Here is a 19,338-nt window from a genome sequence, read left to right as displayed (position 1 = left end):
TCATCCCTCCCAACCAATAACAGTTATGTCTTCTCTATCCTCCAAGGAAAGATTCCTATGCATATGCAATTCAATTTTTTTACCGCTAAAACTTAAGGTGTAATCAACTACGTAAGGGGTTTCAATGTAATATACCGTGAGGATTAATTTAGAATCAGCATATTGCCAGCTTGCAGATGTACAAACTTCCTGCTCACTAAGGGATAAGTCTTTAATAAATAAACATTTTGCATAGGCAGGCTTTAAAAAATTGAAGTTAAATTCATCTAAATGATCGTCGTAAAGTAAAGAAAAACTAAGGTGATCTTCTTCAAACTTCAGTGTTAATTCTTTGATTTTATGCTTATTATCTTCAAAGATATAAATTCCACTGTACGATCTATAATCTACTTTAACTATCCTGTCTACTAAGGAGGTAAATGTAGGAGGTTTAATAATGTTAGATACAACCGTTGGCCAATCAAGGTTCAGTAAATTTGCATATATGATATCTAAAAAATCCTGTAACTTCTTCATCTCGGTAAAACTTGAAGTTGCAGCAATCACAATCTCTCGACTCGGATCAATGAAGCACAATTGACCAAAAGCTCCATTCCCCATCTTACATCCATTCCTGCACATAAAGAACTGATAACCATATCCGTTTGACCAATCAGCCTTATTTTGTCCCCAACGATTATCGCTTTGTTCATTTAGCGCCAGCTTTAAATAATCTTCAGAAACAATTCTACAGCTATTGTAAACTCCTTGATTGAGGAGCATCTGGCCAAATTTCGCAATTCCATCTGTTGGTATGCTTAGTCCCATTCCACCAGCAACAATTCCTAACGGGCAAGTCTCCCAATCCGGTCTTTCTATGTCCAATGGAGTAAATAATCTTGGCATTAGAAAATCAACAAGATTCTCTCCAGTCGTCTTTTCGATAATAGCCGAAACCATATAAGTGGCGTGTGTATTGTAATTGTAATAACTTCCCGGTTCATCTTCTACGTCCAAAGCTAAAAAGGCACGAACCCAATCATTTTGCTTGGCTATCGCACCATATATATTATTGTTATGCCCCGTATTCATGGAAAGAAGATGATGTATCGTCATCTTATCTAAATTAGGTGAAATTGAGCTAGGAAGCTGATCTGGGAAAAAAGAAACCACTTTATCCGTTAATTCAAAATAACCGTTATCCCATGCTATGCCTGCTGCAATAGATGTAAAGCTCTTACTCAGAGAAAATAAAATTTGGGGAACGTTTTTGCGATACGGTTGACGATAAAACTCGGTAATAACTTCTCCCTTTCGCAATAGCATAAAAGTATTAACCGGTAAATTAGATCGTTCAAGTTCTTCATAAAACTTAGACAGCGCTTGAGTCAAAATCTCTGGCTGATCCATATAAACCTCGCTTGTCATTATATTTTTGAGTTTTTTAATAATTCTCAGGTGGAGCGCTAAGTCTCGTGTCAGGTCTAAAATACTTGATATAGTTGTGGTATATTTCCGTTTCTTTAAACCCAAGGCTCTCATATAAGGCTTTCGCAAAATTCCCCTTCACTACTTCAAGTATGACCTTATCTTCACCTCTACTAATGATTTCATTAATAAGAAATTTCACAAAAGATCTTCCATAACCTCGTGATTGATGTTCTATCGAAATAGCAACCATACTTATTTTATTTCCTGCTATCTTGCCTACTGCTACTATCGTTTCATCAACTATCATTACAAACATATTATCTTTATTCTCCGCATACTGTTCCCGTTCCCATTCCACAGGTTTATAAAAAAACGAGGGATACATTCCTACACGTTGACGCATATGATAAAAAGCTAATTCGCAAACTCTGTCCCATTCAAAGTAATCCTTTTCCTCATAATTTCTAACCAGGATATTCTCTGAAGGAAAGGGAGCGCCTGTTCGTTCCATATTATAGATGGCAAAGTATACGCGATAATTATTTTTTTCCAAAACGCTGATTAATTGAGCATTGTTAGAAAGAACATTGAATACTGTATGCTCTACTGTTTCATTATGTATAAGCATGTTTTCATATTCTTCTATAAGCTTGGAGCCGACTTCCATTGTGTCATACTCATTATTAACAAACAGGATTGCTTGTGGTTTTCTTCCAAACCCGTTAAATGAAAGAAAGCCTATGGATGTATCATTCATAATGGCAACCACAATGTTCTCTCTGTTGCTTTCTTCATTTTGATAAAAACTCTTTAATAAATCCTTATTGTGAAGTAACATATGTTCAATTTGCGCCTTATCTCTTTGCGGACTATATTTTTGTATTAAAAATGAGTTCATCTTGCTCCTCCATTTGTTCATTTAGACGGCAACCTTGTCATACTTAACCTAAAGACTTGTTATACCAAAAATAATCTTCAACGTTTTACGACTCTTCTTACTTATTTTCAAGCCTTGTCTTAAGTCTAGAATGATTACGGTTTTGCCAATCCAAACTCTAAAATATAACGAGCGGAACTTTACCGGTTTCACTATGCCTTTTTCTTCATATTCCGTTCCATCCTCTAACTCCGTTTCAGTTCTAATAAGCCATGTATTGCCAAGACCAAATTCGATATACTTCAGAATCTATCTCCCCCGTACAAGAGCTGCTTTTATTGCTCAATAGTTTTTATTAGATAAAGGCAGAGATCATCGTCCACACAAACATGTGCCCCAGGCTCAACAGGCTTATTATCGTACATGATTCCCCGCCCATCAGGGATAAAACCACGCTTTATATACATCCGTTGTGCGGTTCCATAGTCAGCGTATAATCCAAATCCAATACCAATAGTATTAGATATAGTAAAAGCATCTTTTTCAAGAGCTTCAATTAATACACTTCCTACCCCACGTTTCCTAAATGGCGGGATGACGTCAAAGTTTTGAATTTCAGGTATATTATTCTCTGCAAAATAAGGATATTCCGACCTGTATACCACATGTCCCCATCCAACAAACTCATTTTCACAAAAAGCTAAAATTGTAACTCGCTTTTCATTTTGATTTTCTTGCCAACAACGCTGGACATAATCAAGAGGTTGGCTTACGTCATGCTCAGATAACCCCGTATGTATAATAGCAATATCGTTTTGTGTCATTCGACGGATTTGTAAAGGTAAGGCCATAATATAATTTCCTCCTAACTTATTAAATGAGTCCATTCCTATATTAACATACTAATTAGGATTAATCTGGTAAAAAACAATTATTGTTAAACTACCCTGTCAGATAAAAGAACAGGCTGCAGAATATACCGGCAGCCTGTTCTGATTTTGTTATTTTTTTATTTCTTTAAGGTAAAAGTCATATAATTGATCAATAGATGAACTTGAAAAGATAGACGTGGTTTGTTCAATTTTCTCACGTTTCCAATCGAACCAGCACATTTCCTTTAACTTTTCGATTTCTTGATCTGTAAACCGTTGCTTGATCACTTTAGCAGGATTGCCGCCTACTATCGTATACGGTGGGACATCCTTTACAACAACTGATCCTGCCGCAACAATAGCACCTTCGCCTATTTTCACACCGGGCATAATCATTGCATTCATCCCAATCCAGGCATCACTTGCAATGATTGTATCCCCTTTGGATTCGTAAGAGTTTGCAATCTGATCTACAAAAGGATACACGGTGATCCATTCAGGATGATGATTGTGATTCCCACCCATGAGAATAATTACACCACTAGCAATACAAACATAATTTCCTATAATCAATTTATCTAAATGCCAACCATAATCTTCACTGGGATTAAACAACTTTCTTGATTGTTCATCACCCCAAAGGTATCTAACACACCCATCTTCAAAATCAAGATTATCGTAATAACCAGAATAGTAAGAGTACTCTCCTACCTCAATCATTGGGTTGGTGACAATATCCTTTAAATACTTAATTTCAGACCAGTGGCTGAACTGATGTTGTTTCATTTTCTTTCCCTCGCTTCTAAGTAATGTAATTCATTTATACTTAGAAGCTTGATGCAGTAGCGACATTCTTAAACCTTTTCAAACGACGAACCATCGTCCTCATCCTTTTCCTAATTGATGCCGTCATTGTAACAAACGAATGATTTATTCGTCAAATCAACCGTATTGTCCGAACTCAGCTCAATTATGAATTTATCGGATTACGGTTAGCCTTAACATGTTTAAGCTGGGCAACTATAATGACGCTAATGATCACTAGAAGGAACCACGAACTGATCTTACTGAAACTAACCAGTTGCCACGTTTGATATTGATCAGGATATTTCCATGCATTAAAAAATGTAGCGATATTTTCAGCTAACCAGATAAAAAATCCTACAATAAAAAAGGCCAGTGTCAAGGGCATTCGATAGGTAACCGTCCGTACCCTATAAATGATCCATGTTTTCCAGAAGACAACAACCACAAGCGCTGTCAGCCACCAACGAAAATCAGGAATGAAATGATGTGTGAAAAAATTTAAATAGATGGCTCCTCCCAACAATCCCGCTGAAGCAAGCCCCGGCCAACCGGTCATATCCATTTTCAATCTTCGCCATATCTGGCACATAAAGCTTGCGACACTTGCATACATAAATCCACTATAGAGGGGTACACCAAACACCTTCGTAAACCCTGGCTCAGGGTATGCCCATGAACCCATCTTTACCTTATAGATTTCCAGCAATAAACCAATAACGTGGAACACACAGATTACTTTTATTTCATCCAGTGTCTCTAATCCAGTACGGTACATGAGGTACTGCACTGTAAGCAGTATTAGAAGAATGGCATCATAACGGTAAAGAAAAGGCATTTCTATTATGTTAGAAAGAGCTAAAGTCCCAAAAATCGCAACTGGAAATATGCAACTCATCGCCTGATGATATCCGAAATGCAGTAATTGTGTTATTGACTTCATTCTTATGTTTCCTCATCATTTTTGTATTCTAATAGATCTCCAGGCTGACATTCCAAAGCCTTACAAATTGCCTCTAAAGTTGATAATCGCACCGCTTTTGCTTTTCCATTTTTCAATATAGAAAGGTTAGCCATTGTTATTCCAACTCTCTCCGAAAGCTCAGTAACACTCATTTTTCTTTTAGCCAGCATCACGTCGATATTAATTATAATCGCCATTGTTTTCACCTCAGACAGTTAAGTCATTTTCTGATTTTATATCAATAGCTTCTTTTAAAAGCTTTTGCAGAACTGCTGCAAAAACGGCAATCACCATGGAGGCAAAAATGATAATCAAGCCGATGACTATAATCCCGGGGGCATCATCTTTCTCCGCCATGAGGTAAAAGAGTGGCATACCAACTACATACAAGCCACTGATGATGATTGCACAATATTTTATTTTCTTTAAAACCTGTACAGACATTTCCGAGAAAGCATTGTTCTTGTCAATATAGCCTAACAGTTTAAAAGCTTGATACAGTGCAAAGTAAAAAGGTATCGCCGAGGCATACAAATCAATGGCAATGAGATATTTCAATAAACTATAATCCGGATACAGTTCTGCTGCGAAACTCGCTATTTCCGGCACCACAAATATGCACAAAGCAAGCACCGGGATACCTATAAGAATAACCGCTGCCCTTAAAAAAAGTGTTGATCCTCTTTCCATAAAAAACACACCTCACAGATTTATTGTGAATTGAATTTATCACATTATTTATCGTTTTACAATATATTTTAATCGAAATACAGTTATTATTGGCTGTTTTATAATTTTCGACTAAAAGGCCGAGCTAATTGACTATTAGAAGTCATTAGCTCGGCCTTGGTACCTTTTCATATCTCTTTATCTCTATTTTTCTATTCTACAAATAATTCTAATACTGACCGAGATCGATAAAATTCAAGTCCATGTTAGCTTCATCTTCAGCCTGATTTGCAGCATCTGTTGATACTACTTTTCCTTCATATTCAAGGTTACCGCTTGTCAAATCGAATACATATAGACGATTACCTTTGAAATTCTTATAACCCACAATATAGAGATAGTCTTGTTTAAAATCATAGGTAATGTTTTCACTTAAATCTATATTTGTATTCTTCAAAGTAGTCTCATATTCTTTACTCACGAGATCGTAAGAAATAACAGTAAATCCTATATTCTCCTTACCCGATACAGCTTTTTGCAGGAAATAAATTTTCTGTCCATACGCATTCATAATATTATTCAATAACATTTCATGCCCTTGGAACGCGAGCGGCGAGATTTGTCCTGTTGCAACATCTACTTGATATGCCTTTTTATGATTATCTTTACTAACCGTTAAAATCCATTGATCCGTGTGATCAAGATTTTGATTGGCTAACCTAACGAATTGATTATCCCCATTTGCTGCTTCAGATTTAGCTCCTGGTAACACGAGCGGCTCATTCGTAATCTCCTTTGTTGTTAGATTAACACGGATAATCTGCGGTTCAGATACATAACCTTTGGCGCTGTGATTCAAAAACACCATTGCAACAAGCTCTTGATCAACAAGCTGTACATTTTGTACATACATATCTGAAACATCATGATCTACATTGATATCGGATGTGATTTCCAGCGTATTGTTCTTCTGCTTGTTAAGCACAGAAATACTGAGCTTAGCATTTTTCTTCGCTGAAGGATCATTGGATTGCTGCTTATCTACGGTCCAATTCACGTAAGCAAGCAAATCCTGATTTTCATAGAACCCAGCTAAGTTCTTCTTCCCACGCATGAACTGACGATGCTGATCCCTCCATTTATCCAATTGTGTGTTCACTGGTCTTCGGTTTAAGCTTTGGCTGATCGTTAACTTTTCATCTGGATAATCTGTACCATTTGTAGTGATATTAGCTCGTTTGATGCCAAAAACACTATCCTTAGTCAGATAATTTCCGTATAAAGCTATATCTTCAACGAGAGAAGCATCCCCTTGAACCATCGTCAGCTTATAATTAGGTGGTGTCTCTTGTGAAGCCTGTACATAATACGTCCCGATTGTAACAACCGCGAACACTACAAGAACGGCGGTAACCATATATTTTCTCATTCCTTAACCTCCATACCCCTTCAATTATACCGATATTTTCTTACGCAATAGATACAAGCTGTACCAAAGCGAACCTCCAGCAATAATCACTATTAATCCGAGACAAGCACCTATGATTTCTCCGGGATAGAAGTAGCTATCGTATCTGCTATAACCCATAAGATAGGGTATTGAGGCTAATCCAGCTAGAACCGCTAAGTATAGTACGATAAAGCCGATCCCTTTCAGTCTGTAGCTCCGCTCCATTAGAATCGCTGTGAACAAGACGATCAAGCCCGTAATGCCCAGTCCATAATATAGAACAAACTCAGAAAAGTAGGGCGGAACCAGTACTCTAAGCACAGTAGGATACTTCAAATAATCAAATACCGAGATGTTCCGATATAGTTCAGCAGGAAGAATCGACTGTGCTATCAAACGCTCCAGTGGCACAAGCACAATTTGCAGGGCAACAAGTCCAAATGCGAATAGCAAGATCGTAACCAGCTTGGCAAAATACAAATTCGCCCGATTGGATGGCAAGATGAGCAGGCGATATACTATCGTATTTTTACCTCTCCAGTCACGGTACCAGATGAAGCAGCTATATATTAGTAACACTGTTATGCTCAAGAATATGGGTCCGAAATATAGAAGTCCATTATAGCGAGCATACATCATACTGTTTAGCTGAATATATCCAGTCACATTGTGATATTGCTCAAGCGTCCATTGATTCACTCTCATTGCCTCATTCGCAGAATCCAGCCAATGATTAGCACCGATGGTGACTGCTGCAAGCTGCAAGGCAACTGTCAGCACCATGAGTCCAATATATATTTTGGCAAATCGGTTCATTTCAAAATTTAATAGCTTCACAAAAGCTCTCATTTCATGTACACCTCTCTCATTACGTCCGTAATGGACTTACCTTCCTGCTCGCGAACTTCTTCACAGTAGAATTCACGCTCTACCTTCCCGTGCTGTAGCAAGACCGCTTTATCAATTAAATGCTCAATATCGTTAATTTCATGAGTTGTAATAATCACACCACGGTCCTCGATCAATTCACTCGTGAACACATCAGTAATTTGCTCGCGGCTGAACATATCAATCCCCGAGAACGGTTCGTCCATTAGGATGTAATCACAATCCAAGGCTAGTCCCAGCAACAAATTTACCTTCGCAGCCATCCCCTTCGACAATGAGGATACGCGATCCGAAGAGCTCAGTTGGAAGAACTTAAGCAATTCCTTTGCACGTTCAGCGTTCCAATTCCGATAAAAGTCAGCCATAAAGATCAAGCAATCAGCAATTCGCATATTGGAGGGCATCGTTAACGAATCTGGAATAAAAGTAATTTTCTCATACATCACAGGTGTTAGTGATACATTATCGATTAAGACTTCACCTTTGTATGGTGTCAGTCCCATGATGGACTTCAGCACCGTTGACTTCCCGGCACCATTGATTCCGATCAGGCAGGTAATCTCTCCTTTGGCAGCAGTGAAGCTAACGCCATTAAGTACCTTCTTGAATCCATAATTCTTCACCATCTGATTCACTTGGATCATCTTGTGTCACCATCCTCTGGAGATAACTTTCGCTCGGATGTATATTTTGTCTTTATGATCTCTACCAGTTCTTCAACTGGAATTTGAATATTCCGAATGGAGCTGATGAATATATCCACTGCACTTTCGATTAATTCAGCTCGAATCGAGTTAAGTATTTGCTGATCCTGTGTAATTCGGCTCGGGGAATTCCCTTCTGTTACGATCAAACCCTGTTCCTCCATTTCCTTATATGCCTTCTGCGCCGTGTTCGCATTAATCTTCATTACTGATGCAAGTTCACGCCGTGAAGGAATTTTGTCTCCCGCTCCGATTTGCCCTGTGGCGATCTGTTCCTTGAAATGACGCACAACTTGAATATATACCGGCTCACGAATATTAAAGCTGACGCCTGATTTCTGTTCTTCTGTCATACAACCAACTCCATATACTAAGTGTGTGTACTAAGTGGTTCATACATCTTATTTATGTACTATACGTGTAATACACTTTTGTGTCAATAGTTCAGGTTTGAGCAGAAAAAAAAGCTGCCTCTCGGCAGCCCTTTTATTACTAAAACACCTTTTGATTAAAAACATGTTCTTTTCCACCTAAACCCAGTGCAGCTGCTGTTGTAGTGTGAATTTTCTGCAGAAGCACGGGATTATCCATTAGTGACAAGCCATAAGAAGGAATCATTTCTTTTATTTTGGGTTCCCATTCTTTTATATATTGAGGGAAACATTTGTTAAGCACTTCAAGCATCACGTGAACAGCCGTAGAAGCTCCAGGGGAAGCCCCTAACAGTGCTGCGACCGAACCATCAGCGGCACTAATAACCTCGGTACCAAATTGAAGTGTGCCTTTGCCAGCTTCTGTATCTTTGATAACTTGCACACGCTGACCAGCTACAACAAGATCCCAATCTTCAATTTTGGCATTGGGGATAAACTCTTTCAGTTCTTCCAGACGTTTTTCTTTCGATAACAGCACTTGTTCGATCAGGTATTTTGTTAATGACATATTTTTAGCACCTGCCGACAGCATTGTTATGAGGTTATCCGGTTTTACAGAAGTTATTAAATCAAACATTGAGCCCGTTTTTAAGAATTTAGGTGAGAAGCCGGCAAATGGTCCAAATAGCAGTGATTTTTTATTGTCGATAAATCTTGTGTCTAAGTGCGGTACGGACATTGGAGGGGCTCCAACTTTAGCTTTGCCGTATACTTTGGCATGATGCTGCGCAATAACTTCCGGATTATTACACACCATAAAAATACCACTTACTGGGAATCCACCTATATGTTTTCCTTCAGGAATACCTGATTTCTGCAGTAAGTGCAGGCTTCCTCCCCCGCCACCAATAAACACAAATTTCGCTGTATGTTGTTCAATGTTACCGCTGGCATTTCTGATTTTCAGATCCCATAAGCCAGCACTGTTGCGCTTCATACTATTGACACTATGCTTGTAGTGGAGATCGACGTTTTTACTCTTTAAATGCTCAAATAAGATACGCGTTAAAGCACCAAAGTTAACATCCGTTCCAGAGTCAATTTTTGTAGCCGCAATGGATTCGTTCGCTGGACGATTTTGTATAATAAGCGGAATCCATTCCATCAGTTTTTTAGAGTCAGCAGAAAATTCCATACCTTGGAATAATGGATTTTTTGAGAGCGCTTCAAATCTTTTCTTTAAAAAAGCTATATCCTTCTCCCCTTGCACCAAACTCATATGAGGTAACGGCATAATAAAGTCCTGGGGATTATGTATCAGCTTACGATTTACAAGATAAGACCAAAACTGCATCGAAAGCTGAAACTGTTCATTAATCTGAATAGCTTTGCTAATATCTATAGATCCGTCTGGCTTTTCAACAGTATAATTAAGCTCACAGAGCGCCGCATGCCCGGTTCCTGCATTATTCCATTCATTAGAGCTTTCTTCCCCTGCTTTTTCAAGCTTTTCAAATACTTTAATTTTCCATTCCGGTACTAATTCCTTCAAAAGTGTTCCTAAAGTCGCACTCATGATTCCGGCACCAATTAAAATGACGTCTGTATCAGTTGCACTTTTGCCCATTATTACCATCCTTATCCCCTGAATTTTGCAGAAAGGATGTGGGCGCTCCTTCTTAGGCGTCACACCTTTTCTGTATCAATTATAACCTTATCATGGTGTATTACAATTATTTATAAATTTAATATCTACTATTATATGAAAAAAATAAAATATTTAAAAGCTTGTAAAAAAGATAGAAATAAGTCCTCAAGATTTATGGAATAAAAAAAGCTGTATCATCCCCTGTTCTCATTGTAGACAATTCCGTTTTGATATCCCAACCCTACTATTGTTTTTTGAATTTCCTGATCTACTTTTCTTTTAAAAGTTGCAAACTCTAATGTAGTTAAGCCAATTGGAAGCTCTTGTTCTATAAATGAATCAAAATCGATCGCCGTTTTGAAAATACGAAGCTTGTGCAGAAAAGGTAATTGCTCCATTCCCGTTAAATGAGCCAATGTTTTGCAATTCATAATCGTTAGCTCTTCCAATGCCCTCATCTGCGAATCAAAGTTAATCTCACGTAGCTGGATTTGATCTTCAATCACAAGCTTTTTTAACGCACGAAAAACCGAAATATTACTCAGATCATGAAAGCCACGGACTCTACAAATTTCCAGGCTCTCGATCTCATTCTCTTCGATGTCCTGAATATGTTCTCTGCCTCCAAGTAAAATGCGAAGTTCTTTCAATTTCTTTAGCCGATTAATAAAATGTAAGGGTTTGTTGCTGATGGAGTGCAGCGCGAGATAGGTAAGATCCTCCAGATCTCCAATAGCATCAAGGTTTTTAACCTTTCCTATTACATGCAACTGTTCTAGACGAGAGAATTCTTTTAGGTATTCCAGATTAAGCGTCTTTTTCTCCGAACTAATATTTAAAATGCTTAAAGACCGCAACGTATCTATACTCAGAATCTCCGAATTCTCAAGCTCATAAATACCCACGCTCAGACTATACAGGTTATTCAGCTTAGCCAATACGTTCGTGTTATGTGCCTGGCGAAGACAATTCAGCAGCAGCATTTTAACATTTGGAATCTGCAGGAGTGTCTCACAATCAAAGGATACAGAATAATGGCCATAAAAACGCACTCCAAAATTTTCATCAAAACGCGCGCAAAGCTCATTTACTTCATCCAGAATCGAGCCATAGGTCGATGGATCAGAGAACTGAACAATCACTTGGTTGCCGCTGTACAAGTCTTGCTGAATCTGAACTGGATCTAGTGAAATAGGATCATTGATCAGAATCCTTCGTTTCCATGTAACACTCATTCCTAACCCCTCCTACCTGCCGTTAATCATCATTTTATATTTATTGTAAATCTACGAATTACTTACCCAAGAACATAATTACATAAATCAACCCCATGGACAAGCTAAAAAGGTAGGTTATAGATTATTTAGAGTTCCGTTTGAGGATTGAGAATAAGTGATTCACATTAAAAAATACAATAAGCTGTATCATTCGTAGAGTAATCTACTTTTGATACAGCTTATTTATTATTTATTCAGCCTTTTGCGATGAACTATAAATCCCCGCCACCAACTCCAGCGCTTTTATCCCTTCAGCACCATCCAACCAAAACTTTTGACCCCTGGCGACATGCTCATAGAAGTCCTCAATCAGTCTCTTATGCCCGGTACCCCAATAGGATTTACCTTCCGTAGCACTAAATCTAGGCTCACACAGCAAGGTTTCCTTTCCATCCTTCCAAAGATATAAATGATCTCTGCGGAGGTTGATAGTACCTTCTTCAAAAACTAGCTCCAGCTCCACTGGAGAATTCTCCAGATAGGTATTTGTACCATAAAAGAGCCCTCTGACATTACTAGTGAAATCGATGCAGGCATGGGCGGTATCTTCTACCTCTATGACCCCATTTAGCACATCCGTGGTAATACTGCCTTTCACCGATGCCACCTCTCCACCAAACCACTGAAGTAAATCCAGTGTATGAATGGTTTGGTTAATTAGCAGACCTCCACCTTCCGTAGACCAGCGTCCTCTCCAGTCACTATCGCTATAATAACTTTCGCTGCGGTGCCAGGTCACGATTCCTTTCATGCAGAGCAGCTTCCCATATATTCCTGAATCAATGACCTGCTTAATATATATGGAGGCATCATTATAACGGTTCTGAAACACCACACCAAGCTGACCTGTGCTTTGCTGTGCGGCTTCAAGTATTCGTCTGGCTGAAGGAAGATCTGCCGCCATAGGCTTTTCGGTAAGGACATGTTTTCCTGCTTGTAACAACTCCGTAGCCATTTCTGCATGTAAATAATGAGGCGTACAGAGATGTACAACATGAATACGGTCATCCTTTAAAATTTCTCTATAATCATTAGTAGCTTGGCAGTCATATTCTTTAGCCGCATGTAATGCTTTGTCAGCATCAATATCTGCAACTGCAAGTAGGCTCACACCATCGATGCCTGTTAATGTTTTTGCATGTAGAGGGAAAATGGCTCCGCATCCAATAATGGCTGCTCCAAGTTCTTTCATCTATATTACCCTCCGTTCATCATTCAATCGTTATCTGAGTATTGCCGGGGTTAGATTGATCGCTTGTTCTTGAGCCTTCAGACATAGCTCGGCAGCTTTGAACACATGGCTCTGTGTCATCGCCAGCTCTGTCCGATTCAGACAGTCAAGGATTAGCTCACCAAAGAAAGGAAAACCAACCTTCCCAGCTACATGCTCATAATGTTCCCCTTCCCCATTGACCCAGTACACATGATCCGGTGTATTTGAACGACCCATATCAGTATATTTACGCAGTTCAATATATCCTTCAGTACCCATAATCATCGTGCGCCCGTCTCCCCATGTGCCCAGCCCATCAGGCGTAAACCAATCCACGCGAAAATATTGTGTTGCCCCATTGTCACCTACAAGAGTAGCATCACCAAAATCCTCTAATTCGGGATAAGTCGGATGGTTGTAATTGGCCACTTTACTATGAATAACCGAAGCATCCTGACAATCTGCATAATACAAAAATTGTTCTATTTGATGACTGCCTATGTCACACAAAATCCCACCATATTTCTCCCTTTGGAAAAACCATTCCGGCCGGTTAGGAGCATTTAGACGATGTGGCCCTAATCCAATGACTTGCAGGACACGGCCGATAGCTCCTTGCTGAATCAGCCGCCCAGCATAGATAGCGCTTTCAACGTGAAGGCGTTCACTGTAGTAGACCATATATTTCTTATTAGTTGCTGCTGCCACTGCTCTAGCGGATTCAAGCTGTTCCAGGGTTGTAAAGGGTGCTTTATCCGTAAAATAGTCCTTCCCGTGAGCCATTACTCGATTGCCTAAAGGTCCGCGTTCAGATGGAATTGCTGCCGCTGCTATTAATCGCACTTCGGGATCTTCCAGAACTTCTTCCACAGATCCAGCAGCTTTGACACCGGGATATTTACTAATAAAATTTCTGACCTTTTCCTCATCCGGATCATATACCCATTTCAGCTCTGCCCCTGCTTCAACCAGTCCGTTACACATCCCGTAAATATGACCGTGATCTAGGGCAATAGCGGCAATGATGAATTCACCCGGCTTCACTACTGGTTTGGATTCATATGTTGGTGCATAGGTCATCCCATTTTTCCGATTCATAAAACCCCTCCTAATCAGTATTACTCCATTCTATAACGTATTAAGAAGATAACGCAGACTGATCTCCAAGCTTTCAAAAGGATCACGACGGCAAACATCCTGCTCCACTACGAACCATTCAACACCTGTTTCGCGACAAACATTGATAATTTCTTTATAGTTCATATTCCCTTCACCGATTTCAGCAAAGATCTGTTTTCTATTAACGATCGCCATATCTTTTAAATGAACTACCTGCATTCTGCCTGCAACTTTGCGTATCCATTCAGCCGGACTCCCTCCGCCTGCTTGAACCCAATATAAATCCAGCTCAAAACCAACGGCAGGATCAGACTCGGTGAGCAGAATTTCCATGCCAGTCATTCCATCAAAGCGTTCAAATTCAAAATCGTGATTATGATAAACAAATTGCAGATCATGTTGATCTTTTAAAGTAACTGCAATGTCCGACATCAGCTTTGCGAATTCACGGTAACCTTCTTGTCCCGTACGGAATATTTCCGGTAAACTTCCTAGTCCAATATTTTTGCAGTTCCACAGCTTATGTTCAGCGGCTAAAGCATCCAAATCGTTCGTTAGGCGATCCCATGACACATGGGTTGCACATATTGCCAGACCTGATTCATCCGCATACTCTTTTACGAGTTTCGGATCGATCGGCCCGATGGCTGAAATCTGAATAGCTTCATAACCCATAGCAGATACCTTTTGAAAAGTGGATCTTAAATCCTCCGCAGTTTTAGTAAAATCACGTAATGTGTACATTTGAGCAGCAATGGTTGAACGATTCATAGGATCTTTCCTCTCTGATTAGAATTTAATGAGTTCCCTTAACATCAAAGGTTTGGGCGACTGTGGTTTCTTTGTTGAAGTTAGAATTCTCTACCTTTTCCATGAGCTTCTCATAAAATAAATCTTCATCAATCGGTAACTCCACCCAATCGTCGGTCCAAGCCGATAAATACATTCCATTAGATAACGTTAGACCGTGAATACCTTCCTCACCCGGAGCTAACAATTTCTCATCGTGTAGAATGGCATTCGTAAAGTTCCGCAAAATTCCTTTATGCTGTTCACCGCCACCTTCTTCTACAGGAATCTCACATTTCCAACACTCTGGGCTGCCGAATCCTCCCGTAAACTCTGCATTGAATTGCGGCTCCGGCGTGCGTAGACGCCAAAAGGTTAGCTTCCCGTCTTCCACTACGATTTTTCCTTGATCGCCAGTAATTTCGAAACGGTTAGTTCCCGGTGCTTCACCTGTTGTGGTGATAAAAAGCCCTGTCGCACCATTTTCATATTCCACATAAGCGGTTACATCATCTTCAACCTCAATATTGCGGTATTTACCAAAATGACAAAATGCTCTGATCCGCTTAGGCATCATACCTGTCGTCCACTGCCATAAATCTAGTTGATGAGGATCTTGATTCAGCAGCACCCCACCACCTTCGCCTGCCCATGTAGCCCGCCAACCACCGGAATTATAGTAACTTTGTGATCTGTACCAGTTGGTGATGATCCAATTTGTGCGGCGGATTTCGCCTAGTTCACCAGACTTTATGAGATCCCTAAGCTTTTGATATAAAGGATTCGTCCGCTGGTTATACATGATTCCGAATTTGCGATCAGACTTTGCTGCAGCTTCGTTCATCTGCTTAACAGCTTTGGTATAGACCCCAGCCGGTTTCTCTACCAATACATGATAACCATATTGAAAAGCCTCGATAGCTAAAGTTGGATGATCATAATGTGGAGTACAGATTAATACTGCATCTATGAGATGAGACTCATATAACTCTTGGGGTGTTGCAAATTTCTGTACACTTTCCGGTAAATGCTCTTCTGCCCATTTCAAACGTTCTTCCCTTACATCACATACAGCTGCAAGCTCAGCATCTTTAATATGATTCAACAGACTTTGTGCATGTGCACTCCCCATATTCCCAATTCCAATAATGCCATACCGTACTTTATTCAATCAGATCACTTCCCTATTTGAGGTTATGTTATGAGAATATACTTAATTAATAGACATGAACATGATCGAAATTAAGCATTATTTGCATAATAATAAGATGATTTAGTTAAATAAATTCGTTATAATAAGGATAATCAAGTCATAGAGGAGCTAGATGATGAATAATCCAGGTAACCTTACCGGCAGATTCCTCCAGAATCTTACCGTAAAAGTGACCCATGCCCAACTTAGAAGCGGATATAGCGGGTGGAATCGTACGCTGGAAACCCCAACATTTAATCGGCTGTATTTTATTGACCGCGGTGAGGGAAAAGTTATCATTAACGGTGTTACTTATTATCCGAGAGCAGGTCAGCTAATGATCATGCCCGCAGGAAGCACTCAAACTACAGAAACGTCAATGAATGATCCCTATACACGCTATTTCTGCCATTTTGATGCTGATATTGGGGAGTGGCCCTTATTCCATTCGGCAAACAAACTGTTTATCTGTGATGCGCCCGACCCAGATTCCGTACGGGTTATTTTCACAGAAATGATCGAACAGTTTCAAAAAGATGATGTATTGTCCATTCTGCGTACTCAGGCGAACGTCCTCAATCTAATTGCTACTTGCCTTGAATCGAACGAGAATATCAAAACAGACTTTATGCAAGAATTTATACATACGGGGGATCAAGGAAAGCTCGCCTATGTTCTTCAATATATTGATGAGCGGCTGGATAAACCCATAGAAATAGAAGAGTTAGCAGAAATTGTCCACTTACATCCGAACTATTTCATCCCCTACTTCAAGAAATTTATAGGGGTTCCCCCCATGCATTATGTACAATTGAAAAGAATGGAGCATGCTAAAAGACAGCTTTCTTATAGCAATTTCAGCATTTCAGATATCGCGGAGCAAGTAAGTATGGAATTAGCCCATTTCTCTAAATATTTCAAAAAGACAATAGGAATCTCCCCTTCTGCCTATCGTAACAGCACTAAGTAAATTTATTAGGGAATGTCCGGATCTATGTGTTGGAACAATTAGGAGAACGACTACAAGAAATTGGAACCCATAGAGATCATGCTGTATATGTAGCTGAATCAGATCACCGATTGGTAGGATGGATACATGCGACCGTTCGAATTTTGCTTGAGTCTCCTTCATTTGTTGAAATCGGAGGTCTTGTTGTTGATCAGACTTGCCGCGGAGAAGGAATTGGCAGACAGCTTGTAGAAACCTGTGAACGATGGGCAATCCAAACAGGGATTAGTTCGTACTTGATAAGGAACTTTAATCACACTCAGGACTTTTAGGGAGGCTCAATGGTTATGCTAGAATTAACTTTGCATCCAACATTAGAAGGAAAAATCGCTGTGATTACCGGAGGAGCCGGTGTATTATGCCGGGTTATGGCGCTAGAGTTAGGTCGACAAGGAGCTAAAGTCGCGATTCTAAACCGTACCGCAGCTAAGGGAGATTTGGTTGCCGCTGAAATTACTGCCGCAGGCGGTCAAGCAATTTCACTCTCCTGTGATATTACAGATCAACAGAGTGTTATGAAAGCCGCAGAAGCTGTTAAGAATCACTGGGGTCCTTGCGATCTATTAATTAACGGAGCTGGAGGAAATGATTCCTCAGCAAATACGACCCAAGAGATTTTCAAAAATGATGACCTGGAGAACCCGGACATATTCACTTTTTTTGACCTTAGTGTAGATGGATTTCGCAACGTGATGGACCTTAATCTGATTGGAACATTGATCCCAACCCAAGTTTTTGCCAAGCAGATGCTCGGCAGAACGGGCACATCTGTTATTAATATTTCATCCATGAGCGCACCTTCTCCAATGACCAAAGTACCTGCCTACAGCGCTGCCAAAGCAGGAATTAATAATCTCACCCAGTGGCTCTCCGTTCATTTCGCTGAGTCTGGTATACGTGTGAATGCCATTGCCCCTGGCTTTTTCCTTACTAAACAAAATGAGAAGCTGTTGGTTCGTGAAGATGGCGAGCTTACAGACCGTTCCCAAAAAATCATCTCTCATACTCCAATGCGCCGCTTTGGACAGCCGGAGGATCTGCTTGGCACACTACTCTGGTTAGCAGATGAAGCAATGTCCAGCTTTGTGACCGGAGTTACCGTCCCCGTTGACGGTGGATTCTTGGCTTATTCGGGAGTATAGACTAATCTAATGAGGGATTAAAATGATTGTAGATCCATTACGCGTATTCGTTACTGTAGCTGAACTGAGTCATTTTTCCAAAGCAGGAGAAGCGCTGAATTTATCTCAACCCGGTGTCAGTCTGCATATCCGGAATCTTGAGAATGAGCTCGGTGCTAAACTCCTGCATCGTTCTTCTAAACAGGTTAGATTAACAGAAGCCGGTAGTATTCTTTATAAACACGCCAAACAAATATTGGCTCATTTCGATGAAGCAAGTCAGGAAATCCATATGCTTCAGGACGAAGTCACTGGGAGTATACATATCGGCGCTAGTTTTACTATTGGTGAATATATTTTGCCGGCAAGACTTGCTGATTTTGCCAATCAATATCCGCAGGTCAAGCTGCAAGTGACGATAGGCAATACTGAGGAGATTATTGGAGGAGTTAAATCCAACGAACTGGACATAGGGTTTATTGAAGGCGAGGTCCATGAGAATGATCTCAACGTCACTCCTTATATGAAAGACGAGATGATTATGGTCGCCCCTGCTACCCACCCTCTGTCAAAAGCGATTTCTGTGGAGCAGAGCATGTTGCAGGATCAGGTTTGGGTGCTTCGCGAGCATGGCTCGGGCACACGAGCTTTCAGCGATCATTTCCTACAGGAGGAAGATATTTCTGTTAAAAGATCCTATGTCTTCAACAGCTCTCAAGGTGTTAAAGAAGCTGTGGCCTCCGGTCTCGGAATCGCCATGCTCTCCAGATGGATTGTACGGAAGGAACTGGAAAGTGGTGAGATCAAGGAGCTGCCAATCAGGCAACATCATCTGGAAAGGCAATTCTCGATCATCCGACATCAAGAATGTTCTTCTTCCTTAGCTACCGATGTCTTTATAAAAAAGCTACTTGTCTTTAGAAAAGACAAATAGCTTTTTTTCTTCCACACTATGAAA

22 protein-coding genes are annotated in these 19,338 nt (G+C 40.0%); 4 read left to right on the top strand and 18 right to left on the bottom strand.

Annotated features, from left to right (window positions below; genetic code table 11):
• From NSQ66_RS14120 to NSQ66_RS14035, 18 genes are all read right to left on the bottom strand, one after another.
• Positions 1–1,389, bottom strand: a complete 1,389-nt coding sequence (locus NSQ66_RS14120) for a serine hydrolase (protein WP_170914244.1) — start codon at positions 1,387–1,389, stop codon at positions 1–3.
• Positions 1,390–1,423: 34 nt separating this feature from the next.
• A complete protein-coding gene (locus NSQ66_RS14115; RefSeq protein WP_076141672.1) occupies positions 1,424–2,308 on the bottom strand; it encodes a GNAT family N-acetyltransferase in 885 nt (294 codons plus the stop codon).
• Between the two features lie 48 nt (positions 2,309–2,356).
• Entirely contained in the window at positions 2,357–2,593 is a 237-nt protein-coding gene (locus NSQ66_RS14110; protein ID WP_076141673.1) for a DUF3977 family protein, read from the bottom strand.
• Between the two features lie 29 nt (positions 2,594–2,622).
• A complete protein-coding gene (locus NSQ66_RS14105) occupies positions 2,623–3,138 on the bottom strand; it encodes a GNAT family N-acetyltransferase (RefSeq protein ID WP_036678147.1) in 516 nt (171 codons plus the stop codon).
• A 150-nt stretch (positions 3,139–3,288) separates the two neighbouring features.
• Positions 3,289–3,945 (bottom strand): CatB-related O-acetyltransferase, encoded by a 657-nt coding sequence (locus NSQ66_RS14100; protein ID WP_076141674.1) that lies wholly within the window; start codon positions 3,943–3,945, stop codon positions 3,289–3,291.
• Positions 3,946–4,129: 184 nt separating this feature from the next.
• Positions 4,130–4,906 (bottom strand): DUF817 domain-containing protein, encoded by a 777-nt coding sequence (locus NSQ66_RS14095; protein WP_076141675.1) that lies wholly within the window; start codon positions 4,904–4,906, stop codon positions 4,130–4,132.
• Between the two features lie 2 nt (positions 4,907–4,908).
• Positions 4,909–5,124 carry a helix-turn-helix transcriptional regulator gene (locus NSQ66_RS14090; protein ID WP_076129351.1) on the bottom strand — a complete coding sequence of 72 codons (216 nt, stop codon included), beginning with the start codon at positions 5,122–5,124 and terminating at the stop codon, positions 4,909–4,911.
• 10 nt (positions 5,125–5,134) lie between these two features.
• Entirely contained in the window at positions 5,135–5,617 is a 483-nt protein-coding gene (locus tag NSQ66_RS14085; protein ID WP_076141676.1) for a DUF2975 domain-containing protein, read from the bottom strand.
• Between the two features lie 208 nt (positions 5,618–5,825).
• Positions 5,826–7,025, bottom strand: coding sequence for a hypothetical protein (locus tag NSQ66_RS14080; protein WP_076141677.1), 1,200 nt, complete (start codon positions 7,023–7,025; stop codon positions 5,826–5,828).
• Positions 7,026–7,049: 24 nt separating this feature from the next.
• Complete coding sequence (locus tag NSQ66_RS14075) at positions 7,050–7,895, bottom strand: hypothetical protein (protein WP_076141678.1); 846 nt, start codon at positions 7,893–7,895, stop codon at positions 7,050–7,052.
• Positions 7,892–8,578, bottom strand: coding sequence for an ABC transporter ATP-binding protein (locus NSQ66_RS14070; RefSeq protein WP_036678167.1), 687 nt, complete (start codon positions 8,576–8,578; stop codon positions 7,892–7,894). The genes NSQ66_RS14075 and NSQ66_RS14070 overlap by 4 nt, the downstream gene beginning before the upstream one ends.
• Positions 8,575–8,991: a GntR family transcriptional regulator gene (locus tag NSQ66_RS14065; RefSeq protein ID WP_076141679.1), complete on the bottom strand. Its 417-nt coding sequence runs from the start codon at positions 8,989–8,991 to the stop codon at positions 8,575–8,577. Before NSQ66_RS14065 ends, NSQ66_RS14070 begins: the two co-directional genes overlap by 4 nt.
• A 139-nt stretch (positions 8,992–9,130) precedes the next feature.
• Positions 9,131–10,639, bottom strand: a complete 1,509-nt coding sequence (locus NSQ66_RS14060; protein WP_076141680.1) for a malate:quinone oxidoreductase — start codon at positions 10,637–10,639, stop codon at positions 9,131–9,133.
• A gap of 215 nt (positions 10,640–10,854) precedes the next feature.
• Positions 10,855–11,895 carry a hypothetical protein gene (locus NSQ66_RS14055; RefSeq protein WP_076141681.1) on the bottom strand — a complete coding sequence of 347 codons (1,041 nt, stop codon included), beginning with the start codon at positions 11,893–11,895 and terminating at the stop codon, positions 10,855–10,857.
• Positions 11,896–12,127: 232 nt separating this feature from the next.
• Entirely contained in the window at positions 12,128–13,129 is a 1,002-nt protein-coding gene (locus NSQ66_RS14050; protein ID WP_038570769.1) for a Gfo/Idh/MocA family oxidoreductase, read from the bottom strand.
• Positions 13,130–13,159: 30 nt separating this feature from the next.
• Positions 13,160–14,248 (bottom strand): Gfo/Idh/MocA family oxidoreductase, encoded by a 1,089-nt coding sequence (locus NSQ66_RS14045; RefSeq protein ID WP_036678180.1) that lies wholly within the window; start codon positions 14,246–14,248, stop codon positions 13,160–13,162.
• A 30-nt stretch (positions 14,249–14,278) separates the two neighbouring features.
• Entirely contained in the window at positions 14,279–15,040 is a 762-nt protein-coding gene (locus NSQ66_RS14040; protein ID WP_038570765.1) for a sugar phosphate isomerase/epimerase, read from the bottom strand.
• A gap of 25 nt (positions 15,041–15,065) precedes the next feature.
• On the bottom strand, positions 15,066–16,229 hold the full coding sequence (locus NSQ66_RS14035) for a Gfo/Idh/MocA family oxidoreductase (RefSeq protein WP_036678183.1): 1,164 nt from the start codon (positions 16,227–16,229) through the stop codon (positions 15,066–15,068).
• A gap of 154 nt (positions 16,230–16,383) precedes the next feature.
• On the opposite strand from NSQ66_RS14035, the gene NSQ66_RS14030 reads away from it, so the two are divergent.
• The 4 genes from NSQ66_RS14030 to NSQ66_RS14015 are packed head-to-tail and all read left to right on the top strand — an operon-like array spanning position 16,384 to position 19,314.
• Entirely contained in the window at positions 16,384–17,220 is an 837-nt protein-coding gene (locus NSQ66_RS14030) for an AraC family transcriptional regulator (RefSeq protein WP_305953517.1), read from the top strand.
• Positions 17,221–17,249: 29 nt separating this feature from the next.
• Positions 17,250–17,531, top strand: coding sequence for a GNAT family N-acetyltransferase (locus tag NSQ66_RS14025; RefSeq protein WP_254924520.1), 282 nt, complete (start codon positions 17,250–17,252; stop codon positions 17,529–17,531).
• A 15-nt stretch (positions 17,532–17,546) separates the two neighbouring features.
• Positions 17,547–18,401 carry an SDR family oxidoreductase gene (locus NSQ66_RS14020; protein ID WP_076141682.1) on the top strand — a complete coding sequence of 285 codons (855 nt, stop codon included), beginning with the start codon at positions 17,547–17,549 and terminating at the stop codon, positions 18,399–18,401.
• A gap of 22 nt (positions 18,402–18,423) precedes the next feature.
• Positions 18,424–19,314 (top strand): LysR family transcriptional regulator, encoded by an 891-nt coding sequence (locus NSQ66_RS14015; protein WP_036678189.1) that lies wholly within the window; start codon positions 18,424–18,426, stop codon positions 19,312–19,314.
• Positions 19,315–19,338 lie beyond the last annotated feature (24 nt).

Source organism: Paenibacillus sp. FSL H3-0329 (assembly GCF_037963285.1).
GTDB lineage: Bacteria > Bacillota > Bacilli > Paenibacillales > Paenibacillaceae > Paenibacillus_AQ > Paenibacillus_AQ odorifer.
Note: the sequence above shows the minus strand (reverse complement) of the source record. Positions and strands in the feature narration are given on the sequence as shown.